Genomic DNA, 19,728 nt, shown 5'->3' on the forward strand with positions numbered 1-19,728 from the left:
CTAATTTATGTATATTATTTAACTAATTCCCCCATTAATTTTCTGAGCTACTTTTAAATCTTTTGTTTTAAATCCGCTATTTATAGCCCATCTATAAAATAGAAATGAAACAATTGAAATAAGTACCATATCCCATCCATAAGTTATAATATTTAACCCACCAAATCTTTCACTTCCAGTGTACGATATACAAATCATAAATAATAAATACCCGACAATCCATAATCCAGCTAAAAAATTCTTTTTAAATCCAACCCATTTTGTTTTTAATTGATAATAAAAATATATAGGTAAGCCCATAAGTATAATAAACATTACTTCTCCTGTTAATGGCCATCTTGCCCAATATAATGTTAATGATGCAAAAATGAACCCTAAAGGTGCAATAATATTTAATCCTTTTATATAGAAAGGACGATGAAAATTAGGCGCTGTTTTTCTCAGAGTCATTACTGTTATAGGTCCAGTAACATATGAAATTAATGTAGCTACTGAAATAACTTCAGCTAAAACACCCCATCCTTTAAATAAAAATAAAAAAACAAAACAAATCATTAAATTAAACATCATGGCAAATCTAGGCACACCATATATAGGATGTAATTTCCCAAAAACTTTAGGAAAATATCCATTCTTCTCCATTCCGTATAGCATGCGTGATGTGGTTGCCATATAAGTAGTACCTGTACCAGAAGGAGATACAAAAGCATCTAAATATAATACAATAACTAACCAATTAATATTTAGTGCTATCGCTAAATCAGCAAATGGTGAATTGAAATTTAAATTCGACCATCCATTAATTATCATATCGGGATTTACAGCACCGATAAAAGCAATTTGTAATAATACATATATTACAGTTGCAATTAAAATGGATCCTACAACTGCCCGAGGAATAGATTTCCCTGGGTTCTTTGCTTCACCAGCCATATTAATTGGGCTTTGAAAACCATTGAATGCAAAAATAACACCAGATGTTGCCATAGCAGTTAATACATTTGACCAATTAGATACATGAAAGTCCTGATGACTAGTAAAGTTCTCTCCATGAAATCCAACAAATAGCAATGCACCAATTGTAAGACCAGGAATTATAATTTTAAATATGGTAATTAATGAATTCACTTTTGCAAATAGACTAACTGTCCAATAATTTAAAAAGAAATATATGATTATAAGTAAAGAATCAGCTGCAAGACCTTTTGAAGTCAGCATTCCATTATCCACTAAATCTTTGGCCCAACTTGCCCACTCCCAAGGCCACGAGCTCATATATTGTATTGAGGCTATAGCTTCAACCGGAATAACTGAGACGATGGCTATCCAATTAGCCCATGCAGCAATAAATCCTACGAAATCTCCATGTGAATATTGGGTATATTTTACCATTCCGCCAGCCTCTGGAATCATGGCTCCTAACTCGCTATATGGTAAGGCAATAAATAATATTACAATCATTCCTAAGACCCAAGAAAAGATAGCGGCCCCCCCGGATATTTTGGCGGCCTTCCATGCACCAAATAACCAGCCAGATCCTAAAATCGAACCAATCCCAGTCATTGTAAGCGCAAAGGTTCCTAGCTTACGTTTCATATTTTTCATTTTTCACACGCCCCTCGTTTACAAAATAAATAGAATCCTCTTATTCATTAACCTTTTACTCATATATACTCCCCCCTTTTATTTAAAGTAAGAATGTAAGTTTTATAGACTAATTCACTATAAAGTTTATCTCCAATCAACTCTTTATAATGTATGTATACCCCCTATAACTCTCTCTAAACCTAAAAACTTTTAACTACATTTGTTACGGAAAAACATCGTAATCTAGTATGCCTCTATATTGAGGCTTCAACGAATCGTGTTAGTGAAGCACTAATAACCACATTTGTAAGAGTCTACCTCTGCATTAAGAATATTTTAGTTCTAATAGACAAATTTCATCTTGTCAATGTTCTTAATTTGATAGGCATGGGATGTTCCCCCAGATGCATTCAAGATAGACAAGGAAATGAAGGAAACTGTTATAGAAATTTCTATATTTCTTTGGTAATTTATCGCTCCTTTCTTACAAAAAACTCAACTCTATTACGTCAAAAAGGTTCTGTATGAAAATATGTAGAATTAGCACATATAAGGTATTTTATAAATAAAGAGGTGATTGTGTTGAAGTATTTAACAAAATCAAAAAACTCATCAACAGGTCTGAGGGGATATTTGGAATCCTATCCGTTAACTTCATTTTTTGTAATGGCATATTTATTCTCATGGATTGTATTAATTCCATTTATCTTATCTCAATGGGGTATTTTCCCTAAAACAAAGGCATTTGATATTTTCTTTTTTGCCAATGCATTTGCAGGCCCTATGTTAGCAGCGTGTATCATGTTGCGAACCCTTGAAGGCAAAGAGTCATGGAAAAAAGTTAGAAAAAGTATTCTAACTACTAAGGTCGGTTTGAATTGGTACTTGTTTACTCTCATCGTTATCCCAGCTGCAATGTTTCTGGGGATGGTTATAGTAAATGGAGAGATACCTACTTTCCGTGACCTTAATTTTGAATTTTTTATAACCTATCTCTTCTCTTTTGTAGCAATTTTCTTTCTCGGTGGGCCTCTACCCGAAGAAATCGGATGGCGTGGTTTCGCTCTGCCTCGATTACAATCGAAATTTGGACCGTTAAAAGCTACATTACTACTTAGTGTTTTGTGGACTTTTTGGCATCTTCCACATTTCTTAACGGCTGCACAAAGGGGTGGCCCGGGTTCTGACCTTTCTCTTCTATATATTCATTTACCAATTTTTATTTTACTATGTTTGCCGATCTCAATTATTCTTACTTGGGTCTATAACTGCAATCACGGTAACTTATTTATTGTCATGCTAATTCATGCGAGTGTAAATACGTTTAGTTTAGCACAAACTCATTCCACCAACCCTGTTTTAAAGAATACGGATATGTTTGTAGTGATAGGATTGGGATTTGTCGCTTTACTTATTCTTATTTTCACACGAGGCAATCTAGGGTATAAACAAACTTTTACTGAAGTAGAGTTCAGTAACAATGAAAATATAAGTAAATAAAAACAAAAATCATAGAATAATAGGTTGATGACAATAGTGTACAGACACACTGCTATCAAGTTAAAAATCATATTCTTCTCCAAAACAAAAAACGTCATTCTTTATTCAAGGTGAAATATTATTGTTTGCAAAGAGATTCTCCCGATATTTGGTATCATATACCTTAGATAAATTAGATAGAAAAATAGGGTCTTTTTAACAGGAAAAGAATTTATAGTGGAAAGAATATATTTATATTGATTATAATAATTTATTTTGAATTGTACCTTTAAGGAGGCGTTGTCGATGAGAAAATATTTCTATTTGATTGGGCAAAAAAACAAGAGGATAACGTATCACTAGCCCATAAACTACGTGCTTCCTCTTCAATATTGGAAGGAGAGTATCAGATTGAATAAGATTTATTTAAAGGCTATTGACAAAAGTAATTGGGAAGAAGCCATTAAACTTTCTGTTACAGAAGAACAACAAACATTTATTGCATCCAACCTTTATTCTATCGCAGAAGTTCAATTTCTAGATAATTTCTATGCAAACGGTATTTATCTTGATGAAAAAATGATAGGATTTACTATGTTTGGGATAGATCCTGATGATAATAATTATTGGATTTATAGACTTATGATTGATGAAAAATTTCAAGGACAAGGTATAGGTAAACAAGCTATACATCTGGTAATTGATGAGATAAGAAGAAATAATAACGCAAACATTTCCATAATAATGATTGGATATGCTCCTGAAAACCTTACAGCTAAATTTGTATATAAAAAAGCAGGATTTATGGAAACTGAATTATCATCTTGGGGTGAACAGTTGGCTAAGTATTCCTTATAAGCACTTGAATTCTGCACATTAACTTTTAGACTTATTAAAGAAAAGAGTCTAATAGTATAGTAATGCAGATAGGAAATGATTAAACTTTTTTATAAAAGAATAAACCAACTGAAAATATTAAGAGCGTGTTTTGATTTACCTTTTTCAAAGCACGCTCTTTTCTATGATTGTTTATCAAGATTATTTAGTATTAATTTGATTAAAATTTATTTAAGGGCAACACAATGTCTAGAATAGAGAAAAAATACCCTCCGAGTCATAAAGCAAACATAAGAAGTATCTTGTTTCACCATGTGGATCTTCTACTTTTTATCTTTCTGAACATGATAGTTAATTAAAGATATTTACTATAGACAAATTACTTTTATTCACATGAAATTACATCTAAATTGAACATGCCATCCAGCCACAATTTGCTGTTTTCTAAACTCAAAGTTTACCTCTCTAATAAATGGAAATAATAGATCTATAAACCATTGGATGGAGGATATATATTGACAAATAACAATAATTACGATGGAATATTACCCCATAATGCCGAATCTTATTGGACGAGCAGTATCGATTTACCAAAATACCCTTCCTTGGAAAATGACATGCAAGTCGATGTTATTATTGTAGGTGGAGGAATTACTGGCATTACTTCTGCCTATCTTTTAGTAAATGAAGGTTTAAAAGTCGCAGTTATAGAAGCGGACAAATTATTAAATGGAACGACTGGACATACGACAGCTAAAATTACTGCTCAACATGATATGATTTATGACGAGCTTATCAGATATACTGGAAAAACTACCGCAAGATTGTATTACGAAGCAAACATAGATGCTTTAAATTTCATTCAAGCCACAATTAATAAACATCACATTGATTGCGATTTCACTCAACAAGATGCTTATCTGTATTCCACAACAGAAGAATATGCATTTAAGTTAGAAAAAGAAGCAGAAGCTTATAAAGAGCTTCGTATTGAAGGCGAACTTGTAAACAAACTTCCTATTAACTTAAAAATACACAATGCACTTGTTATGAGAAATCAAGCACAATTCCATCCCCTTAAATATTTAGCCCATCTTTCAAATATAATTACAGAAAAAGGTGGATACATCTTTGAAAATACCACAGCAGTAAATATAAAAACAGGCGAGCAACCTGTGGTTCTTACCCGTGGAGGAGCTCAAATTACAGGAAAGTATATTCTCTCTTGTTCCCATTTCCCTTTTTATGAAGGCGCAGGACTTTACTCTACAAGAATGCATGCAGATCGCTCCTATATAATTGCTGCTAGAACAAAAACAGATTATCCAGGAGGTATGTATATTAGTGTAGATGAACCGACACGCTCTCTCCGTTCTACAACAATCAATGGAGAAAAATTTATTCTTATCTCTGGAGAAAGTCATAAAACGGGACAAGGCGGAGAAACACTAAAACATTATGAAGCCTTGGAAATATTCGGGCAACAAGTTTTTGGGCTTGAAAATATTGCATATCGTTGGTCAGCTCAAGATTTAATTACACTAGACAAAATTCCTTATATCGGAGAAATCACCTCCGATCAGAGAAATATATTAATTGCTACTGGATACAGAAAATGGGGTATGACTAATGGGACTGCAGCTGCTCTTTTATTCCGAGACATCATATTAAAGGAAAAAAGCAAATATCGGGAATTATATACTCCCTCTCGTTTCCACATGAATCCTAGTTTAAAGAATTTCTTAGTCGAAAATGCCAATGTTGTTGGTCACTTAATTAAAGGAAAGTTAGAGATTCCTCAAAAATGTATTCATGATTTATCTAACGATGAAGGAGCCGTCATTGATATTGATGGCCATAGAAAAGGAGCTTACAAAGATGCAGAAGGTAAACTTCATATTGTAGATACAACTTGTACTCATATCGGATGCGAAGTTGAATGGAACAATGGTGAACGTTCTTGGGATTGTCCATGCCATGGTTCACGATTCTCGTATACAGGAGAAGTACTTGAAGGGCCTGCTGAAAAACCATTGCAAAAATACGATTATAAAATGATAGATAATCTTACTTCTGAAGACTCTGGTTACTAACTAAATTTATAAATGAGTGATATTGAATTTACAATATAAAACCAAGATACCCCGTTTGAGGGTAACTTGGTTATATTAGCTTGATGATGTCGTAACCATCCCCCTAAAATTGACAACTTATAAGGGAATATCTTTTCACCTTCTATCCTAACTAACAAGTCGTGAAATTCGTTTCTTTTTCCATGAAAATTTATAATATCCATATTGCAAAAGTAAACTTACAATAAATGCAGCTGGATATCCAATCCATATTCCTTTTATACCAAGATTTGTATGATAAGAAAGGTAATAAGCAACTGGGACTTCTACAAGCCATATCGATACAACACCGATAATAGTGGGCCATAATACAGTTCCACTTGCTCGCATTGTCGCACCAATAATTTGAGCATGGCCGAAAATTAAATAACTCCAAAGTGTAATCATCACCAAACTATGTGCAATTTCGATTGTATTCGAGCTCGTTAAGAATAACGATAAGATTTCTCTTGAAAACAAGTAAATAAAAGCAATTAATATACCACCAATTATATAGTTCATAACGATTCCAGCACGAATAACTTCCTGTAATCGATTAAATTGCTTTGCACCAATGGATTGCGCAGCGAAAATGGATACTGTTATTCCGAGACTGACTGCAGGCATCTGAACATAACTTGCAACCTGGTTTACAACCCCATATGCAGCAGTCGCATCAGAACCGAAACGATTCACAAATGCGATTACCGCAATCTCAGATAATGAAACAAGAATCATATTAATACTCGCTGGAATTCCAAGGCGTAATAATAGTTTTAACAATTCCCAATCCATACGAAGATATTTCCGTACGGTCTCATCTAATTGCAGTGGATGATTCTTCTTCTTTAAGTAAATAAGCATAACAATAAATGTTACAATGGTTGAGATAACAGAAGCATAAGCAGCTCCATATACACCAAGTTTGGGTGCTCCTAGCCAACCAAAAATTAGAATAGGTAATAGAATTATATTTAAGAATGTACTAACAATTAAGAAATAAAACGGTGTCTTAGAATCTCCTGTACCCCTAATAAACGTTGTATAAGAGAAATATAGAAATAAAACTGGCATAGAAATAAATAAAATACGTGCATAATGCACACTCATATCAATTATATTTTCTGGCGTACCCATAAGACGCATAATGTTCAGAGCAAATACATTTCCCACTATTGCCAAAATAATTCCTATTATAAAGGTAAATGTTAACGTCGTACCAACAATGGCTTTTAAACGCTCTTCATTACGGGCACCAAATGCCTGACCAATTAAAATCGAACTACCTGATCCAATCCCAATTACAAACGAAACAAGTAAAAAGAATAATGGGAAAAATGCTGAAATGGCAGCTAATTCCTTCACACCAAGCCATCGCCCTACTACCACCATACCAAATAATTGTCCAACTGATTGTAATATGTTACTTAAAAGCAAGGGAACTAGAAACATAGACATTGATTTCCATGTTGCTTTCTCATCCTTTTGTTGATTTTTTAATCTTTTACTTTCTTGAATACTATCTATCGATGATTTCATATTTGATTTCTCCTTTAATTTGGAGGATTTATATCATTTTGAGAATAATACGTTAATGATGAAAAAAATTTCAAGTTAACATTATAATCTTATCTACAGATTCCCCCCTACGTAATAATGATTTTTGAGAATTTGTTGTCATTCTTTTTTCTACACTTCTCCCTTTGGATTTACTCTTCAACATGTGCAACAGTTGGGTTAATTTTCCTTGCCCCGTTTATTTTAATAAAATTATTTATATTATTAAATGTAATAAACAATTAATAAATATAATTGGTATAAAAAATGATTTTTGTAATTAACAAAAGTCATTTTTTACTTTTAAATATTGTAATTACTTAATAGTAGTTTATTTAAGAGTTAAAAAATAAATATTCTTCCCTTGTTTTGGTGTTCATTATAGCGGTTAACATAGATTACTGCTCTTTTATGTTTTCTTCTATGTTGTATACTTTTTAATAATTTGTCCAAAATATAACTAACCTGTTTTAGAACAAATTGGTTACCGAGTAGTTAGCTTTTGCTAGCTGCTCTTTTTACTGTAATTACTAAAAATACACCTAATCATCTTTTTCAAAAATATTACTTTTAATACTCACTTACGAAGCAGGTGAATACTATGCCATCTGTTATACCTAAACTTCTTGTTCAAAATACATAATTTAATAAATATAGGGGATTTTTATAATGTTTCTCCAAAAGAAAATACAAAAGGGTATTATGGTCCGAGTGCCTCCAATGTTGGTTCATTGTGAATGCTTTTAATGGAGTTTGTGCAACAAACATGTTTGATAGTGATGTTATAGACCAAGACACAGTCGTAATAAATTAAGATAATTCAACGTCTGAATAAAAACTAATATTTCATCTATAATAAACATTACAACCTGCTTCTTACCCAGGTTGTATTAAATAGAGCAGTTGCTACAACTAACTGCTCTATTTTAATTTTAGTTACATAAATTTGAAACTTTTGTGCATACTATGTGTACTCCTTAAATTCATAGATGTAATGTTCTTATGGCAGTTAGCTTTTGCTAACTGCTTTTTATCATTAAGTATGTTCCAAAATGATGAATTTCTAACTATTAGGTTAGCTCATGCTATCTAGAAAAGGAGTTTGACCTTTTACTTAAATCTCCTGAAGAGACTCTGCCCAGATATTTTCCAATAAAAAAGGAGAGATATATAATCTCTCCTTTTCATCCATTTACTATAAAATTAGCGAGTGAATCCACCGCCAAGTTGTTGTTCAGCCATTGCTACTAGACGTTTTGTGATTTCACCACCAACAGATCCATTTGAACGAGCTGTTGCGTCTGCACCAAGTTGCACACCAAACTCTTGTGCGATTTCATATTTCATTTGATCGATTGCACTTTCAGCACCACGAACTAATAATTCGTTACGGCTTCCACTATTATTGTTTGCCATTGTGTATCACCTCCTAGTTTTTAATATGCATAAAAACATCTGAAAATATTTATCTTTTTTTTAGAATTTTTCATTTTATTTTTTTACATAAATTTTACTTATACTTCACAAATTAGTAGTGTGTAGGAGAATGAAATACAAAATACATGCCATAGGATATCATGTAATAAATGAGCCACTGTCACAAAACGAAACGGTTACGCTTTTATATAGCGTAACCGTTTCGTTTTGTTGTTTGCCATCATTACGTATACTCGTTAATTTTCATGTCTATACTGTTTAGAGAAGGTATTCCATGCCATTCGGATTGACCTCCAGCACATGATAAGTTTATAACCGTTCCTATAATTAGGAACGGTCTTATTTCATTTAACTGTCCTTTTGAATTACAGTAACTGTTTTTTGATAAGCATTTATACATATCGGATATGAATTTATTTTACAAATAATGAATATTCACCATTTTTATCATCGAATTTATAAACATTCAAATAATATTTGCCTGGTTTCGCTACGAATTTCCCCTTTATAGTATTTCCTTCATCTTCACCACAAGCTACATAATTTTGTATGTCTGATTCATGATAAAGTACCCATGTCATCCCAATATTTTGTTCATTTACCACAGAAATATCTACTTCTTTTGGATCTGTAACATTAAACGTATAAACATCTGTTTGATCAGGAGTAACCAGATTTCCTTTTACAAGCGTATTAAATGGGAGTACCTTCTCCTCTTCAAGAGATCCACCTGTTTGCGGATCTTGTTTTACAGTAACTTTTGTTTTTTCTTTACTTTCTTTTCCTCTACTATCTTTCACTGTTAGTTCCACAGTATATGTTCCTTTTTCTCCATATACATGGGTAGGATTGGCTTCTGTACTTGTTGTACCATCTCCAAAGTTCCATAGATAAGAAATAATTTTTCCGTTTTCACTTTCTGTACCATCGCTATGGAATTGAATTTCTTCATTTACTATCCCGCTGTATGGTCCATTCATATTTACTATAGTATTTGTTTTTTCCTTTTCCTCTGTTGCAACACCATGAAAAACAATATCATATTCAAACTGGTTAGCTGCATTCACACGATAGTTTACGAAATAGGCTGTAACTGTTTTATAACCACTCCAACCTTTTTGGGATAACTGCTCCAAAGTTCGATTTACTTGTTTACTCATCGTTTTCCAATCTTCAGACTCACCTTTTGATGTACCACCTGTGTACTTGCCTTCCACAGTAAATGTATTAAAGAATTGCGACTCATATTTTGTAATTTTTGCATCTTTTATATTTGCTACATCCACAATTTCGTTTTTCACTTCAGCTAACGACTTTGGTGCGTGTTGAATTAAATAATCATTTGTTACTTGCGGTACATTATATTTATCTTGATTATCAATCAACTGCTGCATATACGCTTGATATTCTGCATTCAATTGTGTATTGTTGCTCAATGATTCACGATATGAGTCATAATTTTTCACATCGTTTGCACGGATTAAATCTTGAAGCTTCTCAAATGTTTCAAATTGATGATTATACAAATATGACTGTAGTGCAAAGGAATACTTATAAAAGTCCCATGATCCATATTTTGAGAACAAAGTTTGCTTTGCTGTATAACGGCTTGCTGGATCAGATGATAAGCCACTTATCATACTTTTACGCGGAACAACATTATCTGTACGTGTAGATCCTGCAAAAAATTCTGCATTCCCTTCTTGGAACCAAGTTAATCGTTCATTTTGATACATTTCTCCGCTTCCAAATAAACCAGGAACCTCATATCTTCCTTGTAAATAATGAGTAAATTCATGACGGAATAACTCTTCTAAACTATAAATACTCTGCTTTGGCGTACGCTCATATGTAAAGAAGGTCCCCTTCTCTTCAATATAAATTCCACCGTTGTTTGTTTCATATCCATATAATTGTCTATTTAATTGATATTCATCTGGATTATTATAAATTACTATTGTTAGTACATCATCAGCGTTACCCGGTTCTAGTGCTTTATCATTACCAATTACACGGTGATATTGTGCTTTTACTTCTTTGGCTGCCCAATATAATCTCTTAATTTTTTCTTCTGTTACTTTATCTCCTGTTTTGAAGACAATTGATCCGTCATCAAATGTATATGTTTTAGGTAAGTATTGTCGTTTCCCTTCTTCACGTACTTTCTGTAGATCTACTGCATTTCCACTATAATCTTTTCCACCATAGTTTGTTTTAATTTGTTCTACTGCTACAAAATAAGGTCCACTTAGACGAGGATACAAGCTCATCGCTTGTGTAATAACTTCCAATCCTTTGTATGGATTACTATGAAATTTCCCTAAACGACCTGCATAATAAATGCCATTATTAATTAGCCAACTATTTTCATTTGTTATATTCCCCACGAGAGCAATTCTATTAACCTCATTTATAAAGTTATCAATCTTTCCATACCACATTGTTTCATTAGGTTGCTTATTCGTATCCTGCAAATAAGACTGTATATCATAATCAATTCCTTTTACAATTTCATATACGGCTTGTCCTTTCGCATAATTGCTTACATACGTTGAAAGATTATCATTATATTGTTTTAAAACATTTACCGCATACTGTACTGTTTCAGTATCACTAGAGGCATTACCAATTAATTTTCCATACGCAGCTACTACTCTATCTTGCTCAGCTGTACCTAATGTAAAGTTTGGATTTTTCGCAATCGCTTTCAATGCTGGTAAACATTTGTCATGGAAGCTTCTCTCTTTTAAGTAACTTAATTCATTATTATAATATCCCACATAAAAAGCAGAACGTAATACTTCAACAAATGTTTCAATGCCCTTTGAGTTTTCTTTCGTAAACGTCTTTCCTCGTTGTCCTAATTCATTAATGATAACGTTCATGCGTTCTTTATTCTGATAAAATGCTTTCGTATCTTGATTGAATTGAAATAAATCCGTAATTTGATTCCAAGAAATTTTTGATAATGTATCAATGAGTTCGCTATTAGGCATTTTATTCAGTTCTGCCAGAGTGTAGCTTTGCTTTAATTGACTTTCATCACGTTTCATAACTAGAGTAGGACGTTGTGAAAAATCGCCTACTTTTAAACGCTCTTCAAAAGTCAATGTTTCGTCCGCTGTTGTAGCATGTACAATTTCATCTTTTGAAGTTTCTGTCCCCATTGGTTTCATCTGTAAGATATTATAGGATGCTGTTTCTTCTGCTGATACCTGTGTTTGAATACTTCCAAATGATAATGCCATCGTGCTAATCCCGATCATCATTTGAGTAAATTTTAAATTCTTGTTCATTACATTTCCTCCATTTATATATTCCACCCAAAAATATAACATTTTATCTTAATAAATAATTATAATATGTATTATTTCATATTTTATCACTTGAATTTCTTTCTTTTTTTCATCCTTACCCATGAACTGGGTATATCTTTTGTTTGAAATTTACGGGTTCGTCGTAAGAAATCAAACTCTCTGGCAAGATTTCGTCAGATATTTAACGATAAAAAGCTTTGTATTTCTTATGCAAATAGTTGTAATTCATTGGATACAGAAATAGACGTACAAAACCGCCATCCTTTCTTATAATTTTACACTTTGACAAGTATTTTTTATAAAAAATACTTGTCAAAGTGTAAAACAAAAAGGGCTATCTCAGCCCTTTTTGTTTTATAAATTCTCTATATCATATTCGGTATATCCCTCATAATAGTAACTAATATTAATTCCTTTCATGAATATTTCACGACTATTTATTTCATCTACTAGTGCATTTTGGAGTAAATGCTTAATTTCAATATCTATAATTGGGCTGCGTTCCATTGCCAATAAATAATCTTCTTTATCAATTTTATTCCAGTCGGCCACCTGATGAAGTTCATTTTTAAAGATTAAATCTAGCCATATTCTAGTCGCTCTACCGTTTCCTTCTCTAAAGGGGTGGGCAATATTCATTTCAACATACTTTTCAACAATTTCATCAAAGGTTGTTTGTGGCATAGTGCTAATATGCTCTAATGAATGGTTTAAGTACATAACAGGGGCAAAGCGAAAATTCCCCTTCGCTATGTTGACCTTTCGAACCTTTCCAGCAAAGAAATAAATATCCTCCAATAGGTATTTATGCATGTCAGAAAGACCCTTGAATGTACCAACTTCTATGTGGTTTATCTCTCCTGAATCATATAAATTTTTGATTTTCATTTTTGATAGTCGTTCTTCCACTCGATTCAATTCCAACTGATTTTTGATATCTAATTTATTTTCTAACACAACCATTCTCCTCTTTTTTTGCAATTAATTCTTTTTCTTCTTTTGTAGCTAGATTCTTAATTAAGCTTCTAGCCATAGTTTTTTAATTGTGGTATTTTGCTTGTTCTGGATTGCGTTTTTTATAGTTTTTGTGGTTTCGTTTTGTGCCTTGCTGAATGCCATTCTATCCACTCGCTTTCAAGCCTATAAGCACATTATATATATTAATTAGTAATTTGTTTCAAACAAAAAACAAACTAGAGCCGAAGCCCTAGTCTATAGCCATATCAAATATATATTTAGTACCTTTCATAATTTTAAAAACAACTATTTTACTAATCGTACGAAAGGCTTCCTAGCTATTTTTACGGCACCTCTAGGTGATCCTATTTTGCTCTTTTAGCAATAGAGACAAAAAATCTGGTTCTGATGTAAAAACTTCAAATTAACCACAATTATTCTATAAAACTCAGACATACCAATGAACAAGCATTCAAACGATTCCAGGCAGTTTAAATTTGATTATAGAACTATTTCTCACTAGCAAAATAAAGCAAGGCTATGGTCGGAAAAGCGATTCCTATCCATAATGTTAGATTCCATCCTCCTAAGGCATATGCCCATCCTCCAATAAAGGATCCAACAGCACCTCCTAAAAAGAACATAGCCATAAATAGCCCGTTTAATCGACTACGAATTTCTGGACTCAACGAGAAAATTAAACGTTGGCTAAGCACAAGGTTTGCAGATACTCCCATGTCTAACAGAATTGCAGCAAATACTAAAACACCTATTCCAAAGGGCGAGCTACTTTGAATAAAAAGTGGTAGTAATAAAGAAATAATAACAACAGTGAGAGCTATCCCAGTGGCGGGTCGAGTCCAGCCACGATCAGCTAGACGACCACCTATTGGAGCGGCTATTGCACCTGTAATTCCAACAAGTGCATATAATGCTATGGCAGTCTGAGAAAAATGAAAAGCAGGACTAGATAATAATAATGGAACAGTGGTCCAGAATAAGCTGAAAGCCCCAAATACACAAGCATGATAAATGGCACGACGACGTAAAATTGGAGTAGTTCGTAGCAGTTGCCACATTGAATTAAGTAAGGCTATATAATTTGTTTTTTCCTTTGGTTTCCTAGTAGGGAGTACTTTAGATAATACAAATACCAAAACAATAATTACAGTAGCAGATAAAGCAAATATTGCATTCCATCCCCACATATCGGCTACTAGACTAGATATCGGTCGCGCAAGCATAATACCTAATAACAGACCACTCATGACATTGCCAACTACGCAACCACGTGCATTCTCCGATGAAAGATATGATACAAGAGGTACGAGCACTTGCGCTGCGACTGACCCCAGTCCGATAAAGAATGAAGTAATTAACAACAAAATTGCGCTTTTTACAAAAACCATGGCAATGAGTGCAAATGCACTTAAAAATAACAACATAAGTATCAATTTTTTATTCTCAACAATATCCCCCAAAGGTACAAGAAATAGTAAGCCAACAACATATCCAATTTGAGTTAGCGTTACAATTAATCCAGCGCTACTATTAGAAAGTCCAATTTCATTACTAATTACCCCAATTAAAGGCTGTGCATAATAAAGATTAGCCACAATAATACCACATGCAGTTGCTAAAAGAATGATTAAACCTGATGAAATATCCTTATCAATTGCTTTATTTTTAAAATTAGACATAACTATTTCCTCCCATACTTTTATTTCAAAATTACTAAATCGCCTTGGTAACTACTACTGCGATGCCATTTTTTATTGTAATAAATTAAGTCTAAACTACTTTCCATTCTGCTATTAAAAGGTCCCATTTCATCTCTTTTTTATTCCCCTTTTCTAAATGTTTTTTAGCAATTTAATTTGTGATTTTTGGAATCTAAATATATCCATACCATTACAAGATGTTAGTTAGTTAGTTAGTTAGTTAGTTAATTAATAAACTGAACGTTCAGTTCATTAATTAACTAAAATATATACTAAACGTTCAGTTTTGTAAATAGGCTATTTTGTTTTTTTGTTCATATTAAGTATACTAAACGTATAGTTTATGTTTTGAAAGGAATGATTAATGTGCAAGGTAAACGAGGTCGACCACGTAATATTGAAACCCAAAAGGCCATACTTTCTGCGTCCTATGAGTTATTATTGGAAAGTGGCTTTAAAGCAGTCACAGTCGATAAAATTGCAGACCGTGCTAAAGTCAGCAAAGCTACGATTTATAAATGGTGGCCAAATAAGGCTGCTGTGGTAATGGATGGTTTTCTTTCTGCTGCTGCTGCCAGATTGCCTGTACCCGACACAGGTTCAGCATTGAATGATATTTTAACTCACGCTACAAGCTTAGCCAGTTTTTTGATCAGTCGAGAAGGAACTATTATCAATGAGTTAGTTGGTGAAGGGCAATTTGATTCGAAACTAGCAGAGGAATATCGTGCTCGATATTTCCAACCACGTCGACTGCAAGCAAAGCAACTTCTGGAGAAGGGAATTAACAGAGGAGAATTAAAAGAAAACCTCGATGTTGAATTAAGCATCGATCTCATTTACGGACCAATTTTTTATCGCTTGCTAGTAACCGGTGAAAAGTTGGATGAATCCTATGTACATGACTTGGTTATAAACGCATTCGAAGGGATACGTTTGAAGTAATTAACATATAAACAAAGATTTAGATTTCCAACGTTTCCTATACTGATGTAACTCGCATTAACTTGATAAATAAAGTATCTAATGTTTTAAAACTGATGTTTATGGGATTGTCCCCCGTATACATCAGTTTTAAAACAGACTTAATCTACAAGCTAATCACGCTTCCTTTTTGATTTTTGGAAGGTTGTAATATTTATGAGTTATTGATTTTTCATTTAAAAACAGATTAAAACCACATAAGAACCCTGAATTTGTATTTTATACAGTTTACCTATTCTATTTAGTTTGCATCAAATAAATCAATGGTTTTAATTTGTCTACAATCGTAGGTATGATAATAATATGCGCCAGACTTCATGCACATAGTGCTTGTATAGATGGTATTGTCTAATATACCTTCTTCCGTGATTACTCCACCCTTAGGAACTTCGCCATTTGATAAGCTATGAAAAACAGCTGATATTCCCTCTTCTTTTAAATCGTGACATATTTAAGATATTGATGTCATTGGATTAAAGTAATAATTACTTAAAAAATTAATAAATAAAAACCCTCCACAACAAGGAGGGCTTAGTATTCTATATAAGTAAATCTTTAAATGGTAAACTTAATATTTTATTGTATTGGTCCTAATAATCTCATAATTTCTTCAGCTTTTTGGTTTTCGATGCTATAGTAAATTTCTAACCCCTGACGATTTCCTCTTAGAACCTTCCCTCTCATTTTAGATAAGTGTTGGGAAACTGTTGATTGTGGAATGTTTAAAATTTCGGTCATTTGGGTTACATTTAGTGTTTTATGTTTAGAAAGCTCATTGATCAGTTTTAAACGCATTGGGTGTGCCATAAGTTTTAAAAGCTCTACATCCTCTTCTAAAATCGTGTTCTCTACATGCTGATTCGCAAATCTTGTCATAGTATACGCTCTCCCTTATTTGTTTTCTTCTAATGTAGTGTAACTTCCATATTACATAATATTAGTATGTTCGAATGTTTATTGTTGAAAAATGATACTTAAAGTATACAACTGTAGTTTGTGCTAGTAGTGGAGTTAATGTGTGGTTTGTATGAAGTTTTCATTTACTATTAATCTAGTCTGTTTAAGCTAGTATAAAAGTTATGCATATAATTAAAAAGACAAACTCTCCAAGATGAGGAGTTTGTCCAAAACCATGATCTCTTTAGTTCAACAATATAGAGTTCAGTTCCGATAAGAATTTTTATTTTTTTCATATCCCATGTTTTTTGCATCAGTACTAACAACAGTGGATTAGAATAATGACTGAATACTTGCTAAGACAGTAAGGATACCTATAATAATGACAAATACATTGCTCGCTTTCCCTTTGTATTTAGCAAGTACTGGTACTTTATGGATCGCATACATTGGTAATATACATAAGATAGCAGCAACTAGCGGACCGCTAAGGGCGTCAATGATTCCAAGAATACTTGGATTTGTATAAGCAACATACCAGCATGTTAATACGACAAAAGTAAGAATTATTGTCTTAACTGTTTTTTCTCCTATATCTTTCCCACGTTTTTTACCGGACTTGATAATCATGTCACGCATTACCTCATACGCTCCTATATAATGGCCAAGGAAAGACTTTGTAATAGCCACAAACGCGATGATAGGAGCTGCAATAGTGATTACTGGCGAATTAAGCTCATTAGCAAGATATGATAGGATTGACAAGTTCTGTTCTTTTGCCACCATAAGATCATTTGGAGTCAAACTTAAAGTACTGCTCCAAACAAAGAACATAACAACAGCGAATGTCATGATATAACAAACTTCTTGTATTTGAGCACACTTGGCATCAGTAGCTTCTATTCCATAACTAGCTCTCTGCTTCACAACAAATGATGAAATCATAGGTGAATGATTAAACGAGAATACGATGATTGGAAGTATCATCCATATCGTTCCTAAATATCCTGTTCCTGTTGAGGCAGTAGAAACACTTGAAAAACTAAGCATTGACGTATTCCACTGTGGAATCAAAGATATTGCGATAAAAAGTAGAGAAGCTATAAAAGGATACACTAGCATGCTCATGATCTTTACAGTTATATCTTGACCAAAATTTAGTATAGCGATAAGACCAAGTACTAAGATAAGTGATAAAATGGCCCTTGGAGGCTCCGGCATGTGCAATTGATGCACGATAAAACTACTAGCGGTATTTGTAAGTGCGACCGAGTACATCAGCACAATCGTATAAATGGAGACGAAATATACAATGTTAAAAATAATACTTGCCTTATTTCCAAAATACTCTCTTATAGTACCTGTAATCCCCTCATCGGCAGAGTTCGAAGCGTAAATCATTTTAGCAAGCGCCCTATGTGAATAATACATAACAGGATAGGCAAGTATGGTAATTAACAGCAATGATAATAAACCACCTGAACCTGCATTAATCGGTAAAAAGAGTACCCCTGCTCCAATTGCTGTTCCAAAAAGGCTCAATGCCCAGGTAGTATCCTGTTTATGCCACTTTTTAGGGTCTAGATATTTCTCATCTTTTACTGCAGTATTATCAGCTTGAAATTCTATGTTTTTTGCAGTATTCCCATTCATGTAATAATTCCTCCTCGTGTCCTATTCTTAATTCTCTATTTAAGGTATAGGAATATAGACTGTTCTTGAAAAATGAATTGCTTATATAGTGCATCACAACGAATATCCCTCTTCTAAATTAATCAATAGCGAAGCTGCAACCCCAAGGGTTTGTTACCACTTACAAAATATTTTAATTATATAGTAGTATATTTTATTGATAATTCCCCCAACATACAGACATCCTTAGGCGAACAATAGAGTACATATTGTTAAATATTTCACAATATTCTCGATAGTTGTTTATTGATTTGATTATTTCTCCCCAAAGATTTTATTTTTAATGGCAATCCCTGTAGGTGTAGCCGCAATTCCGCCTAAACCTGTCTCTCTTAACTCACGAGGCATCTGTCTTCCAACCCTATACATTGCTTCAATAACTTCGTCAGCATTGATGATATTGTTTACGCCGGCTAATGCGATGTCTGCTGCTGCTAAAGCATTTGTCGCTCCAATGGCGTTTCTCTTTACACAAGGAATTTCTACCAAACCAGCGACCGGATCACAAACTAAACCGAGTAAATTTTGTAATGCGGTCGAAAAAGCTTCAGAAGATTGCTGTGGGGTTCCACCCGCAGCTTCTACCGCAGCTGCAGCCGCCATCGCTGAGGCACTTCCTATTTCAGCTTGACATCCTCCGTACGCTCCTGAAATACAAGCGTTGTTTGCGACTATCGTTCCAAATAACGCTGAAGTGAATAGAAAATGAATCATATCTTCATGATTTAACTGCAACGTATCTTTAATACTAAATAGGACTCCCGGAATCGTCCCACTCGCACCTGCTGTTGGAGTTGCACAAATAGCTCCTAATGCAGCATTTACTTCATTAACACCGATAGCACTTTGAATCCCTAACACCATCAAATCTCCAGAAAGAGTTTTCCTATTTTCTCGATAGTTTTTAAGTTTTACAGCATCCCCTCCGGTTAACCCAGTTGGAGAAAATACACCGTCGCCTTCAATACTTTTATTTATTGCATGTTGCATAGTCGTTAAATTTCGTTCCATTTTACTCCAAACTTCTTCATAAGAAATTTTAGTTTGTTTGATTTCCTGTTCGATTGCTAATTCATAAATTGGCTTTTGGCTTTTATTAGCTGCATCCACAATCTCTTTTATGGACATATACATATTTTTCACTCCTTAATG

13 protein-coding genes and 2 pseudogenes are annotated in these 19,728 nt (G+C 33.4%); 5 read left to right on the plus strand and 10 right to left on the minus strand.

Annotation, left to right across the window (positions count from 1 at the left end):
• Positions 1–18 precede the first annotated feature (18 nt).
• Positions 19–1,605: an APC family permease gene (locus MR143_RS29980; protein WP_242281230.1), complete on the minus strand. Its 1,587-nt coding sequence runs from the start codon at positions 1,603–1,605 to the stop codon at positions 19–21.
• A 564-nt stretch (positions 1,606–2,169) separates the two neighbouring features.
• Between MR143_RS29980 and MR143_RS29985 the strand changes: the two genes are divergently transcribed.
• The 3 genes from MR143_RS29985 (at position 2,170) to MR143_RS29995 (ending at position 5,996) form a co-directional block, all read left to right on the plus strand.
• Positions 2,170–3,087, plus strand: a complete 918-nt coding sequence (locus MR143_RS29985) for a CPBP family intramembrane glutamic endopeptidase (RefSeq protein WP_000876424.1) — start codon at positions 2,170–2,172, stop codon at positions 3,085–3,087.
• Between the two features lie 390 nt (positions 3,088–3,477).
• A complete protein-coding gene (locus MR143_RS29990; protein WP_199718148.1) occupies positions 3,478–3,924 on the plus strand; it encodes a GNAT family N-acetyltransferase in 447 nt (148 codons plus the stop codon).
• 494 nt (positions 3,925–4,418) lie between these two features.
• Positions 4,419–5,996: an FAD-dependent oxidoreductase gene (locus MR143_RS29995; RefSeq protein WP_131250757.1), complete on the plus strand. Its 1,578-nt coding sequence runs from the start codon at positions 4,419–4,421 to the stop codon at positions 5,994–5,996.
• A 147-nt stretch (positions 5,997–6,143) separates the two neighbouring features.
• Here MR143_RS29995 and MR143_RS30000 read toward each other — a convergent pair whose 3' ends face one another.
• Positions 6,144–7,472, minus strand: coding sequence for an MATE family efflux transporter (locus tag MR143_RS30000; RefSeq protein WP_374267714.1), 1,329 nt, complete (start codon positions 7,470–7,472; stop codon positions 6,144–6,146).
• Between the two features lie 700 nt (positions 7,473–8,172).
• On the opposite strand from MR143_RS30000, the pseudogene MR143_RS30005 reads away from it, so the two are divergent.
• Positions 8,173–8,385, plus strand: a pseudogene (locus MR143_RS30005) (spore germination protein).
• A 389-nt stretch (positions 8,386–8,774) separates the two neighbouring features.
• Here the strand turns inward: MR143_RS30005 and MR143_RS30010 are convergent.
• The 4 genes from MR143_RS30010 to MR143_RS30025 all read right to left on the minus strand — a co-directional run bounded on the left by MR143_RS30010 (position 8,775) and on the right by MR143_RS30025 (position 14,982).
• Positions 8,775–8,987 carry an alpha/beta-type small acid-soluble spore protein gene (locus MR143_RS30010; RefSeq protein WP_000002845.1) on the minus strand — a complete coding sequence of 71 codons (213 nt, stop codon included), beginning with the start codon at positions 8,985–8,987 and terminating at the stop codon, positions 8,775–8,777.
• Positions 8,988–9,421: 434 nt separating this feature from the next.
• Positions 9,422–12,304 (minus strand): collagenase ColA, encoded by a 2,883-nt coding sequence (colA, locus tag MR143_RS30015; RefSeq protein ID WP_131250759.1) that lies wholly within the window; start codon positions 12,302–12,304, stop codon positions 9,422–9,424.
• A 375-nt stretch (positions 12,305–12,679) separates the two neighbouring features.
• Entirely contained in the window at positions 12,680–13,288 is a 609-nt protein-coding gene (gene fic / locus MR143_RS30020; RefSeq protein ID WP_003303862.1) for a protein adenylyltransferase Fic, read from the minus strand.
• A 503-nt stretch (positions 13,289–13,791) separates the two neighbouring features.
• Positions 13,792–14,982 (minus strand): MFS transporter, encoded by a 1,191-nt coding sequence (locus MR143_RS30025; protein ID WP_131250761.1) that lies wholly within the window; start codon positions 14,980–14,982, stop codon positions 13,792–13,794.
• 378 nt (positions 14,983–15,360) lie between these two features.
• On the opposite strand from MR143_RS30025, the gene MR143_RS30030 reads away from it, so the two are divergent.
• A complete protein-coding gene (locus MR143_RS30030) occupies positions 15,361–15,948 on the plus strand; it encodes a TetR/AcrR family transcriptional regulator (protein ID WP_003303864.1) in 588 nt (195 codons plus the stop codon).
• A gap of 283 nt (positions 15,949–16,231) precedes the next feature.
• On the opposite strand, the pseudogene MR143_RS30035 reads toward MR143_RS30030, so the two are convergent.
• The 4 genes and pseudogenes from MR143_RS30035 to sdaAA all read right to left on the minus strand — a co-directional run.
• Positions 16,232–16,429, minus strand: a pseudogene (locus MR143_RS30035) (linear amide C-N hydrolase); the annotation flags it as partial.
• 134 nt (positions 16,430–16,563) lie between these two features.
• Positions 16,564–16,863, minus strand: coding sequence for a transcriptional repressor PagR (gene pagR, locus MR143_RS30040; RefSeq protein WP_131250763.1), 300 nt, complete (start codon positions 16,861–16,863; stop codon positions 16,564–16,566).
• Between the two features lie 354 nt (positions 16,864–17,217).
• Positions 17,218–18,537 (minus strand): aromatic amino acid transport family protein, encoded by a 1,320-nt coding sequence (locus MR143_RS30045; protein WP_242281231.1) that lies wholly within the window; start codon positions 18,535–18,537, stop codon positions 17,218–17,220.
• 294 nt (positions 18,538–18,831) lie between these two features.
• Positions 18,832–19,710, minus strand: a complete 879-nt coding sequence (sdaAA, locus tag MR143_RS30050) for an L-serine ammonia-lyase, iron-sulfur-dependent, subunit alpha (RefSeq protein ID WP_000281941.1) — start codon at positions 19,708–19,710, stop codon at positions 18,832–18,834.
• Positions 19,711–19,728 lie beyond the last annotated feature (18 nt).

Origin of the sequence: Bacillus cereus group sp. BfR-BA-01347, assembly GCF_022663835.1 — a bacterium.
Taxonomy (GTDB): Bacteria; Bacillota; Bacilli; order Bacillales; family Bacillaceae_G; genus Bacillus_A; species Bacillus_A thuringiensis_K.

Coding starts and splice junctions, on each gene's coding strand:
- sdaAA (WP_000281941.1), bottom strand. CDS start 19,710: ATGTATATGTCCATAAAAGAGATTGTGGATGCAGCTAATAAAAGCCAA.
- MR143_RS30000 (WP_374267714.1), bottom strand. CDS start 7,472: ATGTCTATGTTTCTAGTTCCCTTGCTTTTAAGTAACATATTACAATCA.
- MR143_RS30030 (WP_003303864.1), top strand. CDS start 15,361: ATGATTAATGTGCAAGGTAAACGAGGTCGACCACGTAATATTGAAACC.
- pagR (WP_131250763.1), bottom strand. CDS start 16,863: ATGACAAGATTTGCGAATCAGCATGTAGAGAACACGATTTTAGAAGAG.
- colA (WP_131250759.1), bottom strand. CDS start 12,304: ATGAACAAGAATTTAAAATTTACTCAAATGATGATCGGGATTAGCACG.
- MR143_RS30025 (WP_131250761.1), bottom strand. CDS start 14,982: ATGTCTAATTTTAAAAATAAAGCAATTGATAAGGATATTTCATCAGGT.
- MR143_RS30045 (WP_242281231.1), bottom strand. CDS start 18,537: ATGAATGGGAATACTGCAAAAAACATAGAATTTCAAGCTGATAATACT.
- fic (WP_003303862.1), bottom strand. CDS start 13,288: ATGGTTGTGTTAGAAAATAAATTAGATATCAAAAATCAGTTGGAATTG.
- MR143_RS30010 (WP_000002845.1), bottom strand. CDS start 8,987: ATGGCAAACAATAATAGTGGAAGCCGTAACGAATTATTAGTTCGTGGT.
- MR143_RS29980 (WP_242281230.1), bottom strand. CDS start 1,605: ATGAAAAATATGAAACGTAAGCTAGGAACCTTTGCGCTTACAATGACT.